This is a genomic window from Sphingomonas bisphenolicum (assembly GCF_024349785.1).
In the GTDB taxonomy this organism is placed as follows: domain Bacteria; phylum Pseudomonadota; class Alphaproteobacteria; order Sphingomonadales; family Sphingomonadaceae; genus Sphingobium; species Sphingobium bisphenolicum.
Genome location: NZ_AP018821.1, coordinates 227,733 through 249,549 on the forward strand (window position 1 = coordinate 227,733; position 21,817 = coordinate 249,549).

The window sequence follows — 21,817 nt, forward strand, 5'->3', positions numbered from 1 at the left end:
GCATGGCTAGGGATGGTTTGAAAATTGATTCGAAGGTGCAGTTCACGGGACACGAGACGTTCCCGCTCCGACTGCTGTGGTTGAAGAAGGCATACGACGCAGTCGGCGCGGAAGCCCCTATAGGAACATTCCAGGAACAGGAAGCCATTGCCCGCTTCGGCGTCGGGCGCAACATGGCGAATTCGATGCGCTACTGGGCGAATGCCTCGGGACTTTTCGACGAGGCGGATCGGATCATCCGCCCCACCACGCTGGGCCATGCCATTCTTGCTGATGACGGGCTCGATCCCTTCCTCGAGCAGGCGGCAACGATCTGGCTCGTGCACTGGCATATTGCGAGTGTCCAGACCAAGGCGACCACAGCCTTTTACGCGTTCAACGTGCTCAACGCGATCGAGTTCGATCCGACCAATCTCCTGGAGGAAATCAGCGCGCTAGTTGCAGCGCAAGGCTGGCGCGCAACCCGCGGCACATTGAAGCGCGACATCGAAGTTTTTCTGCGCAGCTACGTGCGCAAGGGGGAGACATTCAGCGAAGACGCGGCCGAGCCGCTCCTCGCCGAGCTCGCTCTCATCCGCGAAGCCCGTCTTGGTGGCTGGTATGAATTTGTTCGCGGCCCCAAGCCCACCCTGCATGATGCAATCTTCGCCTATGCCCTGGGAACATTCTGGGACCGGTCCGGCGGCGCGACCACGCTCACGGCCGAGCAGATCTGCTACGCGCCAGGCTCGCCTGGGCGCGTGTTCAAACTTGATGAGGACAGCGTCATCACGCGCCTGATGCGCATTGACGATGTGACTGAAGGCGCCTGGCAGTGGGTCGATACCGCAGGTTTGCGACAGGTGCAGAAAATTGAGGAAATCGACGCTAGGCGACTGGTCCCCGCGGCGTATAGCGCTGCTCCGGGCTGGAAGGTCGCGGCATGAAGTCGCTCGCAGCGCATGTCGCTATCGATCGCCGCTTCGCGCGTTCCGCGCGCCTGGATGCGGACCTCAACGGTACTCCGCCACTTGTGGGCTACGTGCTCCAGGCGACGGTCCGCAAGGCGCTAACGCAACTTGCTGAGAGCCAGATCGAGAGCCAACAGGGTGCATTCACCTGGACCGGCCCTTACGGCGGCGGCAAGTCAAGTGCGGCGCTTCTCCTCGCCAACCTCGTCGCGGGGCCCAAAGCGAACCGTAAGATCGCGCGGGAGATCGCGGGCGAGGCGCTGAGCGAGCTTTATGCCAAAGCTTTTCCCAAGCGTGGTGGTGACTGGAAAGTCGTCGCGGTTACAGGTGGGCGGGTACGCTTGCGAGAGGCAATCGCCGAAGCAGCCGCAAGCAGCTTTGGCTGGGACGAGCAAGCCCGAAACCGTCATGGCTCCAGCGATGACCGCCTGATTGAAGCGCTCCTGTCTGGCCCAGCGCCGCGCAGCAGCGGGACGCTCCTGATCCTCGACGAGCTTGGCAAGATGCTTGAGCATGAGGCGCTCGAGGGCGGCGATGTCCATCTCCTGCAGGATCTCGCCGAGCGCGCGTCACGTAGCGACGGCCGTTTGGTCGTCATCGGCATTCTTCACCAGTCTTTTGAACAATATGCCGCGCGCGCTGCACGCGATGCCCGCCAGGAATGGGCAAAGGTCCAGGGTCGCTATCAGGACATCGCGTTTCTCAGTGGTGCGGACGAGACCGTTGCCCTGCTTGGCCGCGCGATCGCGAGCACGCCGCCGGCCGAAGCCCTCGAGAATGCCGGTCACGTCGCGACGGCCGTCGCTCAGCGCCGGCCTACCGAAATCGCCAGTCTCGCGCAGGCCCTGGCGGACACATGGCCCCTCAATCCTGTGACCGCCCTGCTTCTCGGACCCGTTTCTCGCGCGCGCTTCGCGCAGAACGAGCGCAGCGTGTTCGGCTTTCTGAGTTCGGCCGAACCTGCCGGTTTTCAGCAGTTCCTCACAGCCACCAAGGTTGGAGCAGGGACGTATGATCCCTCGATGCTTTGGGACTATCTTTCTGCCAACTTCGGTATGGCGCTTGCCAGCGGCCCCGATGGTAGTCGCTTTAGCCTTGCCTTTGAGGCCATCGAACGCGCCAGCGCCAAGGGTGGGCCGCTGCACGTAGCATTGACAAAGTCCGCCGCCGTCATCGAATTCTTCCGCAATGGCTCAGGCGTTGCCCTTGCCGACGATTTTCTGACCGCGGCCCATCCCATGGCAGCAGAGGCCGAGCGGGAAGCCGCGATCAAGGATCTCCTCGACTGGGCTGTTCTCATCCGCCAACCCCGTCTCGGCGGGTACGCCCTGTTTGCTGGCAGCGATTTCGATCTGGAAGATGCCGTCAGCCGCGCGATCATGCCGATCGACAACCGGCAGCTCGATCCCATCCCCCAGCGCGCAGGGTTTGGATTTGCAACCGCGAAGCGGCATTATTTCCTCACCGGCGCTCTACGTACGTTCGAGATCGCTCTCCATATCGTTGGAGCCGACGAGAGCGCGCAGTCTCTCTCCACCGCGCTTCTGGCCCGCAGCGAACGAGGTAGTGGCCTTTTGGTCCTGATCCTCGGCGATGGTTCGGTGCAGCCTGCCGAGCTTGATGTCTTGGCAAAAGCGACCGCAAAGCTCCTGAAACGGAAAGGCCGAGTAATCGCGGTCGGAGCTGCCGCGGACAGTTTCGCCCTCCGATCGTCCGCCTCGGAACTGCTCGCGGTCGAGAGAGTCGTTCGCGACCACCCACAACTTGAGGGCGACAGGATTGCGCGGCGCGAGATCGCAGCGCGCCAGTCCCTTTGCGTCGATGAACTCCATCGCAGTCTCGAAGCCGCTCTCGAGACCGCGCGCTGGTTCCTCGCGCCCGCGCCAGCGAAGGGGCTGCGCGAACCACTCGCCGTCGTTGCAAGCGCGCTGGCCGACGCTGGGTATCCCTCAGCACCGATCCTCAAGAGCGAGCTGCTGCAGCGCGACAAGCCCTCATCAAACGCCATGGCCGCGCTGCGCGACCTTGCACACGCAATGGTCAGCCGCTCCGCGGAAGCCGATTTGGGTATAACGGGCTACCCGGCAGAGCTCGGGCTATATCTGACGGTCCTCAAGCCGTTCGGACTCCATCGGCAGACGCCTGCGGGCAACTATGCTTTTTACGATCCCGATGACAGTCCGGAAGGCCGCTCGCTTCAGCCTGCCTGGGACCTGATCGACGCCGCTGGCTCAGAGGGACTCGACACAGTATTCAGCCAGTGGGCACGAGCTCCTTACGGCCTTAAGGCGGGCGTCATGCCCGTCCTGGCGCTTGCCTATATGCTCGCCCGTCGGGACAGCGTCGCCATCTATATTGACGGGGTCTACCAGACCGCCATCAACGACGTGGTTGTCGACAAGCTGCTACAGCGGCCCGCCGACTTCCGTCTGCGGCGAATTGACCGTTCGGTGCGGGAGACTGCATTCCTCAGCGGTCTGGGAGAACTCCTCGGCACGGCGTCAAGCGAAGGTTCCCTTCCCGTTGCGGCTGCGCTGTTCCAGCGCTTCGAGGCGTTGCCGGATTATGCCTTACGCACCCAGCGATTGGCAGACGATGCACGCAAAGTCCGTGCCGTCGTGACGAAGGCGGAGGATCCCGAGGCGCTGCTGTTCGATGCCTTGCCAGAGGCTTTCGGCCAACGGCTTTCCCCTGAACTCGTTTATCAAGGGCTCCTTGCATGCGAGGCCAGCTACCCTGAGTTGCTGACGGAATTGCGCCAAGCGCTTGCCCGTGCCCTTGGCATTGATATCGAAAGCTTTGGTGGCATTTCGGAGCGCGCCGCCACGATCAAGGGTCTCACCAACGATTATGCCTTCGATGCCTTCGCTGATCGTGCCGGAGCGATCGAGCAGGGAACCGGCGATCTTGAGAGCCTGGTCAGCGTCCTGCTCCACAAGCCCGCACGCAACTGGTCGGACCGCGATCGGGAAGAGGCACTGACCGGGATCGCTCGCTTTGGCCGCCGCTTCCGCGAGCTCGAGGCTCTTGCCGTGGTGCGTGACCGGCAATCCCACACTGAGGCGCTCGCGCTTGTGGTCGGCCTTGACCCTAAGACTCCGCCCCTGATGCGCAGTTTTGTGTTGAGCGAGAAGGAAAAGAAAGCCGCTGCGACCCTTGCGGATCGCGTTGTTGCCGAACTGCGATCCGATGACAAATCGGGCCGCCTGAGGCTCGCAGCGCTCGCGCGCGCGGTGGCAATGCTTGCTGCCGAAGCCGATGACGAAGTGGAAGCGGCATGACCAAGGAACGACACATCCTCGGCCTCTCGGGCGGCCGCGATAGCGCGGCCCTTGCCGTCTATATGCGCCAGCATCATTCCGATCTGCCACTTGAATATTTCTTCACCGATACGGGCAAGGAACTTCCCGAAGTCTACAAGTTCCTCGACAAGCTTGAGGGTTTTCTCGGGCGTTCGATCGCGCGGCTCAATCCCGATCGCGACTTCGACTTCTGGCTCAAGGAATATGGCAATTTCCTGCCGTCGCCCCGCACGCGCTGGTGCACGCGCCAGCTCAAGCTTCGCCCGCTTGAGCATTGGCTCCGCCAAGATCTCGATGCGGGCACGATCGTCCATTCCTATGTAGCTATTCGCGCGGATGAGCCGAGCCGGGAAGGTTATCAAGCTACCCATCCCAATATGCGGGTTCACCTGCCGTTGCGCGACGCTGGTATAGATCGCGCTGGCGTGCTTGAAATCCTCCAGCACTCAGACGTCGGCGAACCCGAATATTATCAGTGGCGCTCGCGATCCGGCTGTACCTTTTGCTTCTTCCAGCAAAAGATCGAATGGGTTCGCCTTTTCGAGGAGCATCCCGCCCGGTTCCAGGAAGCGGTCGACTATGAAAAAACCGCGTTGCGGGACGGTTCTCCCTTTACCTGGACGCAGGGGGAGAGTTTGACCGAACTGATCGAACCGAAACGCGTCGATCAGATCAAGGACGACTATCAAAAGCGGCGTGAGCGCCTGTTGCGCAACCGCCGCGTCAATCCTCTATCCGCCAAACCTGCTCCCACTTTGGATGATATTTATGGTGTCGATGAGGGTTCGAGCAGTTGTGTGATCTGCCATAAGTGAACCGAGCGTCTAAAAGCACAATGGCCGTTGCCGCGAGAAACAGGGGAAAGCAGCCGACGCGCTTGTATAGTCTCCAAGCGCGTCGAGCTTTGCGCGATCCCTATGCGGTCTGGTTCTCGCTGCGGATAATGGCATCCACCGCGGCATCTATATCTTCGTCCGAAAGGAAAGGGGCCTGCGCATAGATGATCGCCGGCTCGCCGCTCAGCCGCGCTGCAAGATGCCCCAGACCGAGCAGTTGCTCCGCCCCTTTGACCCCCAAGGCGATCTCGGAAGTTCCAACGCTTGCAACTTTCAGAATGAGCCTATTGCCGAGATTATCGCGCAGCTGCATCGGCATGACGTTGGCGTCCGGACGCTGCGCTGCAAAGATAAGATGCATGCCCGCCGCGCGCGCCTTCACGCCCAGGCGCGACACATTCGAGGTGACGGCCGTCTTATAGTCGTCGGTGAGCATCCATTCGGCAAATTCGTCATGGACAAGAAACACGTAGGGCAAACGCTCTGCCGGACCGACCTTGGTATTATAGGCCCGGATATCGCGCGCGCCGGCGACACGAAATTGTTCGTAGCGGCGCTCCATCTCGGCGACGAGGGATTCCATCACCTCGATCGCGCGCGTCTGATCAACGATCACGCCGCCTTGCAGATGCGGCAGTCGCTCAATCGCCGCGTAGTCTACACCCATTTTCGGATCGATGAGATGGATGTGCGCCAAGCTACTCGGATTGGTCGCCGCGATATCAAGGAGCAGGGCCTGGATCAGGACTGACTTCCCCGAACCGGTCGCGCCGGCAACGAGCGTGTGCGGCTCATGCTGTTGCCCGCCGGCAAAGGGTCCTCCCAGGTTGAGATAAAGGATTTCTCCGTCCATTTCCTTCAGGCCCAGCACGAACGACGCATTCACGCCCGCCGCGTTGCGGTTCAGTTCCCGGCGTCCCCAGACATCCCATAGAGACACGATCTGCCGCTGTGGTCGTGCCACGCCGACGACAATCTCTCCGGGATGAGGCGAAACCGAGATGAGACGCAGTCCGTGCGTGGTAAGCAGTGCCGATTGCTTCGCCTCGATGTCTTCGACCCGAAGTCGATCACTGCCCATGAACCGGATGAGAGCCGCATTGGGCGTCAGGCGCGTCCCTAGAACCTTGGCCTGAAGATTATACCCCATAAGCGCGGAACGCAGCCTCTGTGAGGTCGCTTCGAGCCACGCCTGATCGTCGGCAGAATCGTCCTGTGCGCGTTCAGCGCGCGCCGCTACGAGTTCGCTAAAAGTTGTCGATCCTGCCGGTGCTGTCGGTGCCATCCGCGCAGCCGCCACTGCCCCGGTCGGCGCGTCGATCGCCGGCGGGATGTGCGCTGGATTTTGTGGGACCACCTCGGCAACGGCCGCTGCCGTCTGACCGGGCCCATCGACATCGACATCGATCGTTGTCGCCTCAATCGCAGCCGGCACTAGGTCTGCCGCGACACGTTCTGGAGACGCCGTCGCCTCTTCCTCGAAATCATCGTCATCATAGTCATGGGCCACGACCTGGGCCGCTATTGCCGCCTTGGGTTCGGCCGTGACGTCCTTGGTCCAGTCGACGCGGGGAGCAGGGTCACGGTAACTGGGACGATCCCAGCTATCTGCCTCACCAAGTCCAGCGCGGATTGGCTTTAGCGGCTGACCGCCTTCATAGGCCTTGAGAAGCTGCCGCAGGCCTTCGCGCGAGAAGGTCTCCTGGAGCCCCCCGCTCACGTCAGTGATGCGCTCCTGTTCACCAAGCGAACTGCCATCGGTTGCCGGTCCCGTGATGAAAATGTGGGAATAGCCGCGTAAATCGATCGGCACACCACCTCGCCGGATGCCGTCCCGGACTTGCTCCAGCAAGTGGGCCTGACCCAGTGCGGCGTTGCCGTCGAGCAGGAGATCGGCAATGCGGGAAAGCCAGAGGTCGCGATCCAGTCGCCCCGGATCGCCGAACAGCGCGTCATCGATGCGCGCAACTGTCTGCCGTAATTGTTGCCGCGACTTCCGGCTCGCTTCGGCCGACCCGCTCTGCTCGACATACTTGGCTTCGGTGACGATTGCGCGGAGGCGTGGTCCTTCGCTCTCGCTTCCGACCAGGCACAAGCCCAGAATGTCGGCGATCCCTTCCTCGCGTTGCCCCAGCCACTCGGCATAGTCATCGAGCAGGAACCAGGCGACGGCAGGCTGGGCGCCGAGCTCCTCGGCAACGAGGGCACGGCTGAGAACCAGGCCAATAAGTTCCCCCGCGGACACGCCCCGTTTCGCGGCCCGCAGTACGATATCACCCGAAATCGAGTTGGCATCCTCGATAAGCCGTCGCGCCAGTTTCGAGAGACGATGCTCATCGAGACCTAGCGACAGTTCGTTCAGCCGGCGACGCACCAGGACATTGAGAATGCGCAGCTCCGACGTGGAGGAAACCACCATGTTGCGGCCATGGGTCCGCTGTCGCCGGTACCGGATGACATTGATCCCCTGCGCCGCAAGCTGCCGCTTGTCGAGAAGGTCGTCATAGGTCGCGACCCATTCGGCAAGCTCATGAACCTCGTCGAACATCGCCTTGAGGCCTGAATCCTGGAACGAAATCTGTCTTGCAGGGAGGTAATGCTCTTGGCTGCCGTGGGCCTGGCGCCGGATCACATTGGCCACCGCATCGACATAGGCCCAGCCAGCATCGGGCTGACGCGGACAGGTGAGATAGACCGTTGCCTTCAGCTCATCTTCCGCCGTCACGCGCCGGTAGGACCAGCGGGCGGGCACGTGCTCTAGCAGGGATGGGTTCGTCTCCGCGGCGGGGACCGCAAACCACTGCTCCCGCGCCTGGCGAGACACTACATCATGCAGGAATGCTACATCAATTTCGCGCGCGGCATTGCCGGGGCGGAGCGCGCCGCTGTCGAGCATTACGCCGATCCGCAGCTTGGACATGAAGTTGCGCGAGGTCTCGCTCACCACAACGGCATCGGGATCGCCCTCCGATCGGTCGAGCAACTCGCCATAGACCCGCGAGAGGCGCGATCGATCGCGGTGACGAACGAGAACATTGCAATGCACCTCTTCCTGGTCCTGCACCGAACTCAGACTGTTTACGGTTGCGAGAGGAAGTCCGGCCGCATCGCAATTAAAGAGCATGATGCTGAGATTTGAGCGTTCATGCGGCTGGAGGTCCAGATAGCGCTCCAGCAGCCCGCGGATTTGTCGTGAGGCCTCACCGGGATCGACGTCAGTCGTCGCCTCCGAAGGATCGCGCACCGGCCGCTCAAGCAGGCTGTAATCGTTGATCGTCCCCGTCTCGGAGAGCAGCACGGGCTCCGTACCGTCATAACCTACCGCGATTTCGGGATAGAGCGGATGGGCAAGTTCATCGCGCAGATCAGAGAAGAACAGGCGAGAATCTCCGAAATTCACGTCCACATCGGAAAGGAGATAGTCTGCCAGACCTGCCACCGAGCGCATTCGGATCGCTCCCGCGGCAAGCCGGAGCGGATGCCAGGCCGCCACGATCGCCGAAGGTGCGCTTCCGGTCACCGGGATCACACCCAAGCTCAGGACCGGCTCCCACAGATCACGACGATTGAGATCGCCTGGCGCGTGAAGCGCAAGCGTGCGCAGCAGACTGCCGAACGCTTCGGCCTGTGCCAGGAATATGGGCGAGGCAAAGCCCGATACCTGCAAGGCGGCAATGGCCTCGATATATTTTCCGGCAAACTCAGACCATGCGGCCTCGATCGCGGCGATACCTGCCGGATCAATGCGCCCCCCCTGCCCCGCGAGCTTGAGCGCCTTGGGAAAGGCCTTGGCTAGATCCTCGCCAAGAGTGGTGCGGGGAATGAGCGACCCCGCGTCCTGCCCAAAAGCAGGTTGGAGTGTTCCCACGTCTCCAAGCGAGACCGATTGCAGAGCACCCTTACGGCTGACCGGCAAACGCGCGACGCTGCTGCGGGTCATCGGGCGCTTGACGAGACGACCAAGATCCTTGGGCAACTCCAGTCCGATCGCATTGGGCTGCGCAATCCAGATCAGCTGAACGGTCGCCCGCTCCGATCCGCATTCAAGGATGACGTCGAACTTGATCTGTAGCGCCGCCCGCGAGGTGGACTCATTGCGCCGATACTTCTTGCGCTTTTTCGCGCGGTCGAGAAGTTCCTCATAGTCGAAGAGATAGGGCACTTCCCATTCGACCGCGGTTCCAGTCAGCGCCGGTAGTCCGCGATAGCGAAGGCCGAAAGCGAGACCCACGTCGGCATTGATATCGAGGAGCTGCGAACGGCTTTTTCGCGCGGCGCGAATCTTGAGGGTGCGTTTGCCCGCTGCGAGGTTCACCTGCCCAAACAGGCGCTCGAAAGCGCGTAGCAAGCCCTCAAGGAAATCGTTGCACTCGATTGGGCGCCCAAAGATGAAACGTTCCCACTTGACCCGCAGCGCCTTGTCCTGGCCCAGATCGTCGCGATGCGCCTCGAAGAAGTCGCGATCATCATCGCGCGTTTCCTTGAGTGAGCGCCCCTTCAGCGCCTCGAGATAGTCGAGGTCGGATCGGCTCAGCCTATCTGGCAGCGTGAATTCGAAAAAGGCCAGCGTTTCCTGCGGCAGGGTGGTCTTCTTGAGCTTGATGCCAGAAAACAGCTGGAGGACACTCTGGGATTCCCATTCAAATTGCGACAGCGCATCGGCGGCCTCGTTCCACCCCGGAGTGGAGGCTATGAAGTCCTCGATCGCACTATGAACCTCCGCCGGAATATCTTCCTGCACAGCCTCGAACTGCGACCGCAGTTCATCGCTCTCGATAATCTGGCGATTGGGCTTCTGCTTGGCGAGGAGCGGTTTTCGATCCGATACGAGCTTTTCAAATAGGCGCTTCCAGCGTCGCGCCTGCTCAAGCTCCTTGTCGCGGATCGCGAGAAAATAGCCACTGTCGCGCGGCAGGTGCAGCGCGGGTAAAGCCCATCCCAAGGCGTCCGGAACCGCGGCCGATTCTGCCGCGATCCGCTCGCGTGTCAGAGCCACATAATTCGAGATCTGATGGAGCGTCCAATCGTCGGCCGCATTCAGACCTTTGAGGGCGGCTTTCCACGCGCCGATCTGGCTGTCGGGAAGCCCAAGCCCGGCGGCAGCGGCTTCCACCCACGGCTCCGCGTCCTCGGTCAGCTGCTTTGCGCCGATGAGCGTCACGTCGCCGAGCGATGCGCCCTGGTCGTCGTCGGTGTTCGCGATGAGAAGAGCTGGACGATCGCAATCCGCGTGGCGGATCGCGACCGTGCGTTCGTCGGTCACGACGTGAGCCGGAAGCTCAAAGTTGCCGATCAAAGTACGCGGCAACGCAATCTTGAGCAGGGCATCGGTCGCAGGATCCTCAAGGAGTGCGCGCGTGATCGCCGCGACCTGCTCTCCCGTCAGGCGGTCCAGAAGATAGCGCGCGACGCCCTCGGCATCGGCAAGATTGGCAAGGCGCTGGCGAATTGACGCGGCGCCAGCGGCACCGATAAGATCTGATGGAGTCACGCGGCTTGGGCTCGCTGAAACGGGTTTTCGACATAGGCGCAAGAATCGGAGAGACGCTTCAGCAGCCCGAGGCTAGCAAGGCGCTCCTCCAGGCGCCGGGCATTATCGGAGAAATCCTCCTGATCGGCATCACCGCTTTCGATAAAGGTACGCGCTTGGGCGTCGCCGATGACGATCCCGTAGCGATCATGCAAAAGCGCGAGAAAATCTCTGAATTCCAAGCGCTTTTCGACACAGCAGGCGACCAATGTCTTGAGCAGCCGATCGGTGGGCGCATAACGCACACGCCGGCTAGACCGCCGCGATGACAGCCCTATCGCCCTTGCCCAGCTCATATGGATCTTACCGATGTGCTGCTTGTGACGGCTGATCCCCTTGTCGGCGAGTTGGTTGATGAGGGTCTGTGGGTCTGTTGCCGCTTCCTCTTCCTCAGTGTCAGGCCAGCCGAAATTCTTCTTCAGAATGTCCGCGGCGAGCAGGACAGGTTCATCGGAGCGAAGCGCCGTTGCCCATTCCTCAGTCTCTCCCACGCGCCTTACGAAGCGCTCCACCGCCTGCTGGGGAAGTCCATTGTTGCGTTGATAGGAATCGGCCGAAAGATCCCGCACCACCGACTTCTTCGGCGATACTATTTCGCAGACCAGCTGCACCGGCTCATTTTCCAACACCTCACGCGCACGCTCGAGTTGGTAAAGAATGAGGTTCAGGCCCGTCATCGTCACGAGATGCGGGATGGCGTCATAGGCCGGAATCGGCAGTTGAAGGATGGCAAGCCAATCCTCGGCCAGGCGGTCGAACAGGCTATGGCTTGAACAGGGAAGATAGGCCCCCGCTCGCTCGACCTTGGAGAAATGGGGCTCGCCCTGCAGCGCGGCCGCCATCCGATCATAAGGTGCGGGATTTTCCAGAAAGCGCGAAATTAGCAGGCCGCGCAGCGCATCGGCATCCCTGCTCCTACAAAGCATGAGGTAGAGCAACTCGCCTGTTCGGGCGAAAAAGCGTCGATCGTTCGATACGCCCCCGCGAGGATTGACGTTGGCGTCCTCATAGAGCGCGTTCGGCCCAAACGGGAAAACGAATTTCGAGCTCCAACGCTTGTTGCTCGATCCTTCGATCGCCGACCCCTGCAGGAAGCTGATCACCGCTGCGAAGTCTTGGAAAGTCTCGAAGCGTTCGCGAAGATAGGAGAAATCCCGCTCTTCGATACCGCCTGCGGACTCTGCCATCTTGGTGAGCCAAATGCTCCAGGCGGCGTCGTCAGCGCGATCCTCGGCCAGAACGGTCATGATGTGCGGATTGTTGAAAACGAGGTTACGCAGCCGTAGCTGAAGCTGCGGTCGATAAGACAGGCTGTTGAGCGCGTCCTCACGCAATGCTCGTCCCGCTCGGTGCTCGGCAAGCAGCACCGTCATGAACTCAAGAAATGTCAGCCACGGGGTCTGCTCATCGTACAAACGATGTCCCCAGATAGCCTCGTCGATCCAGAAATCGGGGCCGGTGCGATCATCAAAACTCGTCGGGCGGGCAAGAATTTCCATCGTTAAACCCGCACGATTACGCGGCGCGCGACCGCGCGTCCGTCGTTGCCAAGATCAATAAAGCGGAGCATCAATTCTCCATCCACAATCTCATCGCCATCGAGCTTCCGGCGGTTCTCGGTCTCCCGCAGAAGCCGCGCCTTGAAGGCCAGGAGGTCTTCATGGCATTCCAGCGAAAAGCTGCTGGGCAGCGCGCCTTCGGCGACGCGGCCCAGAAATTCGAACCGTGTCGGCGAGAGTGCGAGGGTGACGAGAGGAATGTCCGACCCGCGGACCAACCGTACCGACACAGAGAAGCCGCCTGTCCCGTCGCTCACTATGGCGACTTCCTCACCGCCCTGCCGCGGGACGGAGATAAGTTCATCGAGAAGGGGGCTGCGCTTGGACTGCGAATAACTGCCGGAGGTGGCGAGAACCAGTTCGTCCTGGTTCTGGACGAGCATCCCGGTAAAGATACGGTTGAGGCCCCGCACTATCATCGTGATGGCCTGCCGGGGGACCGGCTGCTTGGCTGCAAGTTTCTCCGCTACCTCGAGATAGAGGCCGGCGTATCGGAAGACCGTCAAATCCCACAGGTCATAATCGACTGCCAGTTCATCGGGCAAGGTGAAGAAGAGCCGCTGGCGCTGGGATCTCAGGCTCGCCAGAAACGCCGTGCGATCTGTTGTTTCGACCCCTTCGAGATAGGCACGCTGCGCTGCCGAATAGGCCGGGGTCGCCCCATAGATGGGATCGACAAGAACCAGCCGCTCGTAATCTGCCCGATAAGCAGGATCGTCCGCCCCGTAGACGGCTCTGTTGCAAAGATTGGCGGCAGTCAGAGGTAGGCTGTCGCTCTGCGCCGATCAGGCGGCTGCTGCGAAATGGTGGTTGAGCATGCCCATGGCCTCCGTCAGCGCCGAGGGCCCAATGCCAAAAGCTCTCTCCACAAGGCGCACCTCGCCCCTGATGCCGGGCTGCAGGCACCAGGGGCGAGCCTGTCCTTTGCGCAGGGCTCGCATGACTTCGAATCCCTTGATCGTGGCATAGGCCGTGGGGATCGATTTGAAACCGCGCACCGGCTTGATCAGTATCTTGAGCTTTCCGTGATCGGCCTCGATCACGTTATTGAGATACTTCACCTGCCGGTGGGCCGTCTCCCGGTCCAGCTTTCCTTCGCGCTTCAATTCGGTGATCGCTGCACCATAGCTCGGCGCTTTGTCGGTATTGAGCGTGGCAGGCTTTTCCCAGTGCTTCAGGCCTCGCAGGGCCTTGCCCAGGAACCGCTTCGCTGCCTTGGCGCTGCGGGTCGGCGACAGGTAGAAATCGATCGTGTCGCCCCGCTTGTCGACTGCCCGGTACAGGTAGGTCCACTTGCCCCGCACCTTGACGTAGGTTTCATCCAGGCGCCAGCTCGGATCAAAGCCACGCCGCCAGAACCAGCGCAGCCGCTTCTCCATCTCCGGGGCGTAGCACTGGACCCAGCGATAGATCGTCGTATGGTCGACCGAAATGCCGCGTTCCGCCAGCATTTCCTCAAGGTCGCGATAGCTGATCGGATAGCGACAATACCAGCGCACCGCCCACAGGATCACATCACCCTGGAAATGGCGCCACTTGAAATCCGTCATCGTTCCGTCCGTCCAATCTCCGCCAAGCATGCTCAAGCTTCACGATTTTTGCAACAGAGCCGTTGGGAAATCGCCGATTCCGAGGCAAACCGGGCCAAGCTGACGGCGCTCGGCGAAGGCATCGAAGCTCCGGAGGGAACGACGTCTCCGAAGCCCTACAGTGTCTTCATGGACGTCTACGCGGCGTTCGCTCGTCAGCATATGCGCCAGTTCGGATCTACCCAGATGCAGTTCGCGAGCGTGGCCGCGAAGAACCACGGGCATTCCGTTCACAATCCGCTTGCCCAGTTCCGCGATCCTTTCTCGGTGGCGCAGGTGCTCGCCGCCGCCCCGATCACCTACCCGCTCACTCTTCCCATGTGTTCGCCGATTTCCGATGGCGCCGCTGCGGTGATCGTTGCGTCCAGGCAAGGGCTGAGGCGCCTGGGTATCGTTGAGGATCGCGGCATTCGCGTGCTGGCATCGGTGATCCAGACAGGAAGCACGCGCGATCCCTTGGCGTCGGATAAGCATCTCACCGCCCTGGCGGCGCAGCGCGCTTATGGAGAGGCGGGTCTCGGGCCAAATGATGTGAGCGTCGCCGAAGTGCATGATGCGACCGCCGTCGGCGAGGTTATCCAGACGGAGAATCTCGGCTTCTGCGCATTTGGCGAAGGTGGAGCGCTTGCCGAGCGCGGGGATACGGCGATCGGTGGCAGGATCCCGGTCAATCCATCGGGAGGTCTCGAATCGAAGGGCCATCCGATCGCTGCGACCGGGCTCGGCCAATTGCACGAGCTCGTTCTTCAACTGCGCGGCCAGGCTGGCAAGCGACAGGTCGGTGGCGCGCGGGTGGCGCTCGCCGAGAATGGCGGCGGCCTTTTCGGGATCGAGGAGGCGGTCGCCTGCATCACGATACTCGGGCGATAAATCTCAGAAAGAAGGTGAGGGGATATGAATCCAGCAGATAAAGTCGCGGTCGTCACCGGCGCGGCTTCGGGATTGGGGCTTGCGACCGTGCGAGCCCTGGCGACCGCCGGCAGCCGGATCGCGGCATTCGACGTCAATCAGGAGCGGCTTGGCGCGCTGAACGAAGAACTCGGGGAAGGCTGCCTCGGCTTGGTCGTTGACGTCACGGATGAACAGGCGATCTCTGCTGCCTTGAGCAAGGTCGTCGATCGCTTCGGATCGATCGACATTGCCGTCAACTGTGCGGGCGTCGAAGGAGCCGCAAAGACGGTCTCCAAGGGGAAAGCCTTTCCGCTGGATATTTGGAACAAGGTGATCGGCGTCAACCTCACTGGGAGCTTCAACGTCATTCGTCTTGCGGCGCTGCACATGGCGAAGAACACGCCAGAGGGCACAGCGGAGGAGCGCGGCGTCATCATCAACACCGCCTCTGGAGCCGCGACCCAAGGGCAGATTGGCCAAGCCGCGTATAGCGCCAGCAAGGCTGGCCTGATTGGACTCACCCTGCCCGTCGCCCGCGACCTTGCGCCCCTCGGCATCAGGGTTGTGACGATCTCGCCCGGCGTCTTTGCGACCCCGATGTTGCTCGAGCTTCCCGGGAAGGTGGTAAACTCGCTTGTGGAGAACACGATCCTGTTTCCCAACCGGATGGGCGATCCGGCCGAGTTCGGCAGCCTTGTCCGGCAAATCGTGGAAAACGCCTATTTCAACGCGACCACCATCGATCTCGACGGTGGCGCCCGGATGACGGCGCGCTAGCGCCGGATCGGAGAACAAAATGCCCCAGCCAAACCATAACGCCGTCGACTTCGGCGCCCAGGCGCTTCTCGCCCTGCGGCGTTTTCCGGACCGTGTGGCATTCCAGAGCGAGACGAACCGCTTCAGCTATAGCGCGACCCTCGATCTCATCGGTAGATTCCAGGCGGTGCTTGCCGCGCGCGGGCGGAAGAATGGCGACATCATCGCGATCCTCACCGATAACAGCTTCGAATCCTGGTGCGTCACAATTGCCGCGCAGGGGCTGGGCTGTGGTGTAACAGCACTGCACCCGAAGAATGCGATCGCGGACCACATCTATCAGGTGGCCGATGCGGGCGCGAAATGCCTCATCATCGACGCGCTAGGGCATAGCGAGAGCGCATCCGCCCTGCTTCCGGCTCTCGATGCCGAAATCGACATCCTCGCTATTGGCGGCGCCGATTTCGGCCCTGACCTCGTCGCGCTTGCAGACGCGGCCGGCAGCACGACGCCGCTCAGCCGGGCAAGGCCCGATGATATCGCGATGATCCACTATACCGGTGGCACGACCGGACGCGCAAAGGGCGCGGTCCGGCTCCAGGGAACTGCAAGGGCTCTGTTGCAAAAATCGTGAAGCTTGAGCATGCTTGGCGGAGATTGGACGGACGGAACGATGACGGATTTCAAGTGGCGCCATTTCCAGGGTGATGTGATCCTGTGGGCGGTGCGCTGGTATTGTCGCTATCCGATCAGCTATCGCGACCTTGAGGAAATGCTGGCGGAACGCGGCATTTCGGTCGACCATACGACGATCTATCGCTGGGTCCAGTGCTACGCCCCGGAGATGGAGAAGCGGCTGCGCTGGTTCTGGCGGCGTGGCTTTGATCCGAGCTGGCGCCTGGATGAAACCTACGTCAAGGTGCGGGGCAAGTGGACCTACCTGTACCGGGCAGTCGACAAGCGGGGCGACACGATCGATTTCTACCTGTCGCCGACCCGCAGCGCCAAGGCAGCGAAGCGGTTCCTGGGCAAGGCCCTGCGAGGCCTGAAGCACTGGGAAAAGCCTGCCACGCTCAATACCGACAAAGCGCCGAGCTATGGTGCAGCGATCACCGAATTGAAGCGCGAAGGAAAGCTGGACCGGGAGACGGCCCACCGGCAGGTGAAGTATCTCAATAACGTGATCGAGGCCGATCACGGAAAGCTCAAGATACTGATCAAGCCGGTGCGCGGTTTCAAATCGATCCCCACGGCCTATGCCACGATCAAGGGATTCGAAGTCATGCGAGCCCTGCGCAAAGGACAGGCTCGCCCCTGGTGCCTGCAGCCCGGCATCAGGGGCGAGGTGCGCCTTGTGGAGAGAGCTTTTGGCATTGGGCCCTCGGCGCTGACGGAGGCCATGGGCATGCTCAACCACCATTTCGCAGCAGCCGCCTGATCGGCGCAGAGCGACAGCCTACCTCTGACTGCCGCCAATCTTTGCAACAGAGCCCAGGCGGCTGCTTGGGAGCATTATAGAGCTATAGAGGCAGGTTAGTCACCCTGCCGCGAGCAGGAGGAAAGACTTGATCGGATGTCCTATATTGGCGCCGTATCGAAAGCTCCATTCGGCCTCGCGCTGACGAGCGTCGTCGTGGAAGCGCTTCGGTCAGTCGGGAACCATGCGGAGCTGGACGTGGCGCCGTCGCCCCAGACCCGCGAAAATGGCAGGCGGTGGTGCGCGTTGATGAGGACGGCCAGCGCCGCTCGGTAGCTGTCATCGCGGATATAGGCGTCATGGGTCCACAGGAGCTGATCGCGCGTGACGCCCTGGCTCGCGGCCGCCATGCGCGACAGGCCGAGATTGGTTGCGTCGGCGAGGATCGTGGCGAGCAGCGCGTTTTCATTGGGGCACGCCTCGCCGGTGCGCAGGTTGGTGAACGCTGCGAGAAAGCCGGTTTCCTGCGCCACCTCATGCAGCAGCTCGGTGATGCGGATGCGTGGCATCATGGCATCGAGCCGGTCAGCCAGTACTTCGGCATCGGGTGTCGCGATCGTGCGTATCGGCGATATCTGGAGGCGGCCGTCGCGGAACCGCACACCTTCCAGAGCGTCGCGCTTCAGGCGCTGGGCGAATTTCTTCAGCCGCCAGTCCAGTTCGCGGCCCCGCTGTTCGAGCCATTCGCTGGCTGTGGGTGGCAGGCCAAGAGCCGATACGATCGGCTTGGCCTTCGGATCGCTGAGCAGGTAGCTGTCGAACCGGCGGTATCCCGCCGATCGCTCCACCCAGACATCCCCGGACCGCAATTTGTTGCGCAGATGCGCGATCGTTGCGATCTCCCAAAGCCTCCGGTTGATCTTGCCGTCATCGCCAACAACGATTTTCCGCCATTCCTTGCGGAAGGGCATCGGAGCGTCGGGAGGCAGATCGCGTTTGCCCGACCTGTTGAGGTCGCGCAGCATCTCGACAGCGGCGATCGTCTTCGCGCTGCCCTTTCCCGCCCTGAACTGGAGCGCTTCAAGCAGATCAGGGGCGAACTTACGCAACGTCGCATAGCGATCGGCCGCGACCGTCAACGGGTCGAGGCTCGCGGTTTCCGCGATCGTCGCTACTTCTGGTCTGGCCTTCAGGAGGGTGTTCTACCCGACCGAAGCGTCCAGGGCCTCTATCGGATCTTCGCCGGTATCGACTGCATCGGTGAGTGCGTCGATCGTCCTGCGAAAGATCAGCATCAGCCGCGCGACGTTCTTCGACGTGGTGGCATAGCTGCGCGCCTGGGCGTTCTTCGCGCGGGTGAAGATGCTGCCGATCAGCTTGTCCGCCATCTCCAGAGCGCTGTCAGTCAGCCGTTCTTCGAGGTCGAGCAGGAAAGCAACAAGCGTGGCGCGCCGGCGGGAGGGGATATATCGCTCGATCATATAGGCAGGCGAAGCGCGGCCTTCCCTGACATATTGCCGAAATCGGTCCCCATGGATGCGGCCAGCTACGTCGGGAGAAATGCCGATCTTCCGCACTTGCCACAGGCGGTCGAGAATCTGGCGGATGTGATCGGGTTTGGCCGCGACGGGAATGGTCTTGAGCAAAGCAAGCTGGCTCATGCCGTCGGCGTCGTCAAAGAGCTGGTCGAGGGCGTGGACCTGTTCGGCGCTGAGATCGGCGATCAGGGCATAGGCGGCCTGCTTACGGGCACGCGCACGTCCCGCGCTGCTGGCGCGTTCGATGGTGGAGATGGACGGCAACAGAATCCGGACCTCGCGAAGGGCGGTGGCGACGCCGGTCGCGATCGTCATCCCCTTGTCGGTCGCCCATGCCGTTTTCGCGGCCGCTTCGATCATGAAGGGAATATCGGCGCGGGTCGCCCCCCGAAGTCCCAAGCGCACCGCCAACACACGGGCATGATCCGTCATTGTCTGATCTCGCGCCGCATAGTTGGCCAGGTCGGTTACGTGCAGTCCAAGTTGCTCCGCGACGAAGGCGGCGAGATCATGGGGTATCGCTCCCCTGTCCTGTATCAACTGCGCAAGCGTGATGCCCGGGTGCCGCAAGAGCGCGAGTTGCAGCGCGACGCCCAACTGGTTCCGTTGCTCCCGTCGCGCGCCGATGATCTCGATATCCGAAGGCTCGAAGGTGTAGAGCCGTGCCAAGTGGTCGCGATCAGTCGGGATGGCGAGGATCTGGTCGCGCTCGCTCTCGGTCAGGAGTTGATGCTTGCGCTTCGTCATGCCGATTCCCGTCCACAAAAGGTCATCTGTGCCTATGGACAGCCATGAGTAAAGAGACATAGTATGTGGACGGACATGGATTGGGCAAAGCGGTCGCCCTTCATAGCGTCCAGAGAACGACCATTTTGGAGACGCATGGCATGGGCGATATTCTGGGCTATGCCCGCGTCAGCACAGGCGACCAGGATGTCGCAGGCCAGATCATGCGTCTGGAGAAGGCCGGTGCGATAAAGCTGTTCACTGATGTCATGTCGGGCAAGAGCATGGAGCGGCCCGGTCTCGCCGACCTGATCGCCTATGCCCGCAAGGGCGACACGCTGGCGGTGGTCCGGCTCGATCGGCTCGGGCGCTCGCTCAGCGAACTGCTCACCACGGTCGAGACGCTGCACGGGCAGGGCATCGCGCTCTTGAGCCTGGAGGAGAAGATCGATACCTCATCGGCCGCCGGCGAACTCATCTTCCATGTGTTCGGCGCGATCGCCCATTTCGAGCGACGTCTGATCTCCGAGCGGACCAGGGACGGCATCGCGGCTGCCCGTGCCAAGGGCAAGCAACCTGGCCGTCAGCCGCTCGACATGGCCAAGGTGTATGCCGCGATCAAGCTGGTCGAAGCTCGCATCTCCCCGACAGAGGCTGCACGACAACTCGGTATCGGTCGATCAACCATATATCGCGAAATGCGCCGTCTCGGCGTGGAAAGGCCCGCCTGAATGTCCAGACCGAAATCCGCCCATGATCTTTCGGGCCTGATGAAATACGCGGATCGTAAGCCCTGGGATGAAGCGATGGCCGAAATGCTGTCCGCGCACCTCGGTCCGGCGTGCGAGGCAACCGGACTTGAGCCTGACGCCATATTCGAAATCATCGGTGATCACTGGCAAGGGCCGCTATGGGGCTGCGCCTTTGAAGATCTGCTCACGCAGGAAATGGAACCGGACGGTGGCAATCTGGTCGATGACTATCTCAAGCGCCGGGGTTGGAACGAAAAGGCGCCGAACAAAGCCTACATGCGCGCGCTACGCGATACGGTCATGTCGCTCTATGAGGTCAGCGAAGTCGTCCCCGGCCAGTCAATGACCTTGCGCGATCTGCTGCGCGACGCTTCCCCGGTGACGGTGCGGGAACACGGCGCAACCCAGACCCTCGTCAACTGGGACAAGGTCGCAGCCAGAATTGTTGACGTGAACGGTCGCTACGGCATTTCCGGAGCGCTGTTGCCGTTCAGCGCTGATGGCGCCGCGCGCGTAATCGGCGCATTTTCTCGACTTGCGGACGATGCACAGGACACTGTCGGATTGGACCCACTCGACCAGGACGCTCTCCTGCGGGCATCTGGACCGATGTTCACAAATATGTGGCTTCTCGATTGCCTGGGCAAGGCGATGCCCGGCAGCACTCCGGATATGATTAACGCCGATGGCGATGATCTTGTGTTCCACCGGATCGTCTTCCCCCTGGCAAAGGGCGTAATCGGCAAGAGCGTGTCTAGAAGGCTGGACGCAGCCTCCTGGCTTGAACCTGCCAGCGACAGTTTCTGGAACTGGTTGGCGCCGGTGACGAAGAAGAGGAAACCACGAACGACCAAAAGCGGGCAGGCTTTTGTGACAACTATGGAGGACGGCACACCCGTTTTTGCCAATGTCGAGTTGGCGGGACGCAAACTGATCGTAGAGGTCAACAGCGCCGCCCGCGCGGAGCAGGCGATTGCGCAAATAGGCGAATGGCTTGGTGATTGCGTGAGCGCACCCATGACCGAAATCCGGACTATGGCCCAGTTCATGGCCGATGATGCCGCACGCGCTCCGCTGGAAGAGCCGCTCGATATCCCGCCGGACGAAATGAAGCGCATCGTTCACGACATGCTGACCCGTGAATATGTGAAAACGCTTGACGAGCCGGTGCCTGCGCTTGGTAACAAGTCACCACGCGCTCTGGCCCGCACCAAGGCAGGCCGACCGAAAGTCGCCGACTGGCTCAAATATATAGAGAATGGTTCGGCAAAATCCGGTGCGGGCGATCCGATGGCTACCTATGATTTTACGTGGATGTGGAACGAACTGGGTATCATCGATCTCCGCTGTTGACCGCCATCACACTGCCGTTCCTGCACTGTTCTCCCTTAGCGTTGTCTGGCGTACCTTTCACGCTATGCCCTCTTCATGCCGCCCTCCTTGTGTGTCAGTCCTGCGTCTGCAGGTTGACCGCGCTCGTCTTGCCGCGGCGGTCGGTTTCCAGTTCATAGCTGAGGCGCTGGTTCTGGCTGAGCGTGTTGAAGCCCGCGCGCTCGACAGCCGAGATGTGGACGAACGCATCCTGTCCGCCGGTTTCGGGGGCGATGAAGCCATAGCCCTTGTCGGCATTGAAGAACTTGACGGTGCCGGTGATGGTGCTCATGCGAGATATCCTTCTAGAAGCGGGCTCCCGGACATCGGAAACCCTCGTGCTGCGAGGGGCAGGGAAAGAAGGAAGAGCAGAGCCGCAAAGCACCGAAAGACCGTCTATTTGCGACTGTAGCAGGCAAGATATGGGGCCTGATCACGCAAAAACAAGGCCGCCGTGCACGACGACGCAAAGGCGGGCGCAGATCCATGAGATGCGAAGGCCGGCCGCAAGGTCGCCCTCGCGACCGGCAGACCGAGTTCAGAAAGGGGTTCTGAGCAGACTCGATCCGTGTCGAACCTTACTCCATCCCATCAGACGTC

13 protein-coding genes and 2 pseudogenes are annotated in these 21,817 nt (G+C 61.5%); 9 read left to right on the top strand and 6 right to left on the bottom strand.

Translation table 11 applies throughout. The features are described from left to right. Positions 1 to 2 precede the first annotated feature (2 nt). From SBA_RS24495 to SBA_RS24505, 3 genes are read left to right on the top strand one after another with little or no spacing between them, the layout of a single operon-like run. Complete coding sequence (locus SBA_RS24495; protein WP_037520891.1) at positions 3 to 926, top strand: DUF4007 family protein; 924 nt, start codon at positions 3 to 5, stop codon at positions 924 to 926. Next, positions 923 to 4,231: a hypothetical protein gene (locus SBA_RS24500; RefSeq protein WP_037520888.1), complete on the top strand. Its 3,309-nt coding sequence runs from the start codon at positions 923 to 925 to the stop codon at positions 4,229 to 4,231. Before SBA_RS24495 ends, SBA_RS24500 begins: the two co-directional genes overlap by 4 nt. Then, a complete protein-coding gene (locus SBA_RS24505; protein WP_008831994.1) occupies positions 4,228 to 5,067 on the top strand; it encodes a phosphoadenosine phosphosulfate reductase family protein in 840 nt (279 codons plus the stop codon). Before SBA_RS24500 ends, SBA_RS24505 begins: the two co-directional genes overlap by 4 nt. Positions 5,068 to 5,167: 100 nt before the next feature. Here SBA_RS24505 and SBA_RS24510 read toward each other — a convergent pair whose 3' ends face one another. From SBA_RS24510 to SBA_RS24525, 4 genes are all read right to left on the bottom strand, one after another. After that, positions 5,168 to 10,579: an FtsK/SpoIIIE domain-containing protein gene (locus tag SBA_RS24510; protein ID WP_008831993.1), complete on the bottom strand. Its 5,412-nt coding sequence runs from the start codon at positions 10,577 to 10,579 to the stop codon at positions 5,168 to 5,170. Next, positions 10,576 to 12,117 carry a hypothetical protein gene (locus SBA_RS24515; protein ID WP_008831992.1) on the bottom strand — a complete coding sequence of 514 codons (1,542 nt, stop codon included), beginning with the start codon at positions 12,115 to 12,117 and terminating at the stop codon, positions 10,576 to 10,578. The genes SBA_RS24510 and SBA_RS24515 overlap by 4 nt, the downstream gene beginning before the upstream one ends. Positions 12,118 to 12,119: 2 nt before the next feature. Beyond that, positions 12,120 to 12,722, bottom strand: a complete 603-nt coding sequence (locus tag SBA_RS24520) for a hypothetical protein (protein ID WP_261937531.1) — start codon at positions 12,720 to 12,722, stop codon at positions 12,120 to 12,122. A gap of 240 nt (positions 12,723 to 12,962) precedes the next feature. Continuing rightward, on the bottom strand, positions 12,963 to 13,727 hold the full coding sequence (locus SBA_RS24525) for an IS6-like element IS6100 family transposase (RefSeq protein ID WP_001389365.1): 765 nt from the start codon (positions 13,725 to 13,727) through the stop codon (positions 12,963 to 12,965). 63 nt (positions 13,728 to 13,790) lie between these two features. Here SBA_RS24525 and SBA_RS24530 point away from each other — a divergent pair. The 4 genes and pseudogenes from SBA_RS24530 to SBA_RS24545 all read left to right on the top strand — a co-directional run. Continuing rightward, positions 13,791 to 14,636 (top strand): annotated as a pseudogene (locus SBA_RS24530) (thiolase family protein); the annotation flags it as partial. A 24-nt stretch (positions 14,637 to 14,660) separates the two neighbouring features. Beyond that, a complete protein-coding gene (locus SBA_RS24535) occupies positions 14,661 to 15,434 on the top strand; it encodes an SDR family NAD(P)-dependent oxidoreductase (RefSeq protein ID WP_017501656.1) in 774 nt (257 codons plus the stop codon). Positions 15,435 to 15,453: 19 nt separating this feature from the next. After that, positions 15,454 to 16,047, top strand: coding sequence for an AMP-binding protein (locus SBA_RS24540; protein ID WP_150426879.1), 594 nt, complete (start codon positions 15,454 to 15,456; stop codon positions 16,045 to 16,047). A 39-nt stretch (positions 16,048 to 16,086) separates the two neighbouring features. Further along, complete coding sequence (locus SBA_RS24545) at positions 16,087 to 16,851, top strand: IS6-like element IS6100 family transposase (RefSeq protein WP_001389365.1); 765 nt, start codon at positions 16,087 to 16,089, stop codon at positions 16,849 to 16,851. A 161-nt stretch (positions 16,852 to 17,012) separates the two neighbouring features. Here SBA_RS24545 and SBA_RS25355 read toward each other — a convergent pair. Then, a pseudogene (locus SBA_RS25355) lies at positions 17,013 to 19,115 on the bottom strand (Tn3 family transposase); the annotation flags it as partial. A 140-nt stretch (positions 19,116 to 19,255) separates the two neighbouring features. Here SBA_RS25355 and SBA_RS24560 point away from each other — a divergent pair. Then, a complete protein-coding gene (locus SBA_RS24560) occupies positions 19,256 to 19,825 on the top strand; it encodes a recombinase family protein (RefSeq protein WP_159831425.1) in 570 nt (189 codons plus the stop codon). Next, a complete protein-coding gene (locus SBA_RS24565; protein ID WP_261937532.1) occupies positions 19,826 to 21,199 on the top strand; it encodes a hypothetical protein in 1,374 nt (457 codons plus the stop codon). 94 nt (positions 21,200 to 21,293) lie between these two features. Here the strand turns inward: SBA_RS24565 and SBA_RS24570 are convergent, their stop codons facing one another. Beyond that, positions 21,294 to 21,509 carry a cold-shock protein gene (locus tag SBA_RS24570; RefSeq protein ID WP_008831988.1) on the bottom strand — a complete coding sequence of 72 codons (216 nt, stop codon included), beginning with the start codon at positions 21,507 to 21,509 and terminating at the stop codon, positions 21,294 to 21,296. Positions 21,510 to 21,817 lie beyond the last annotated feature (308 nt).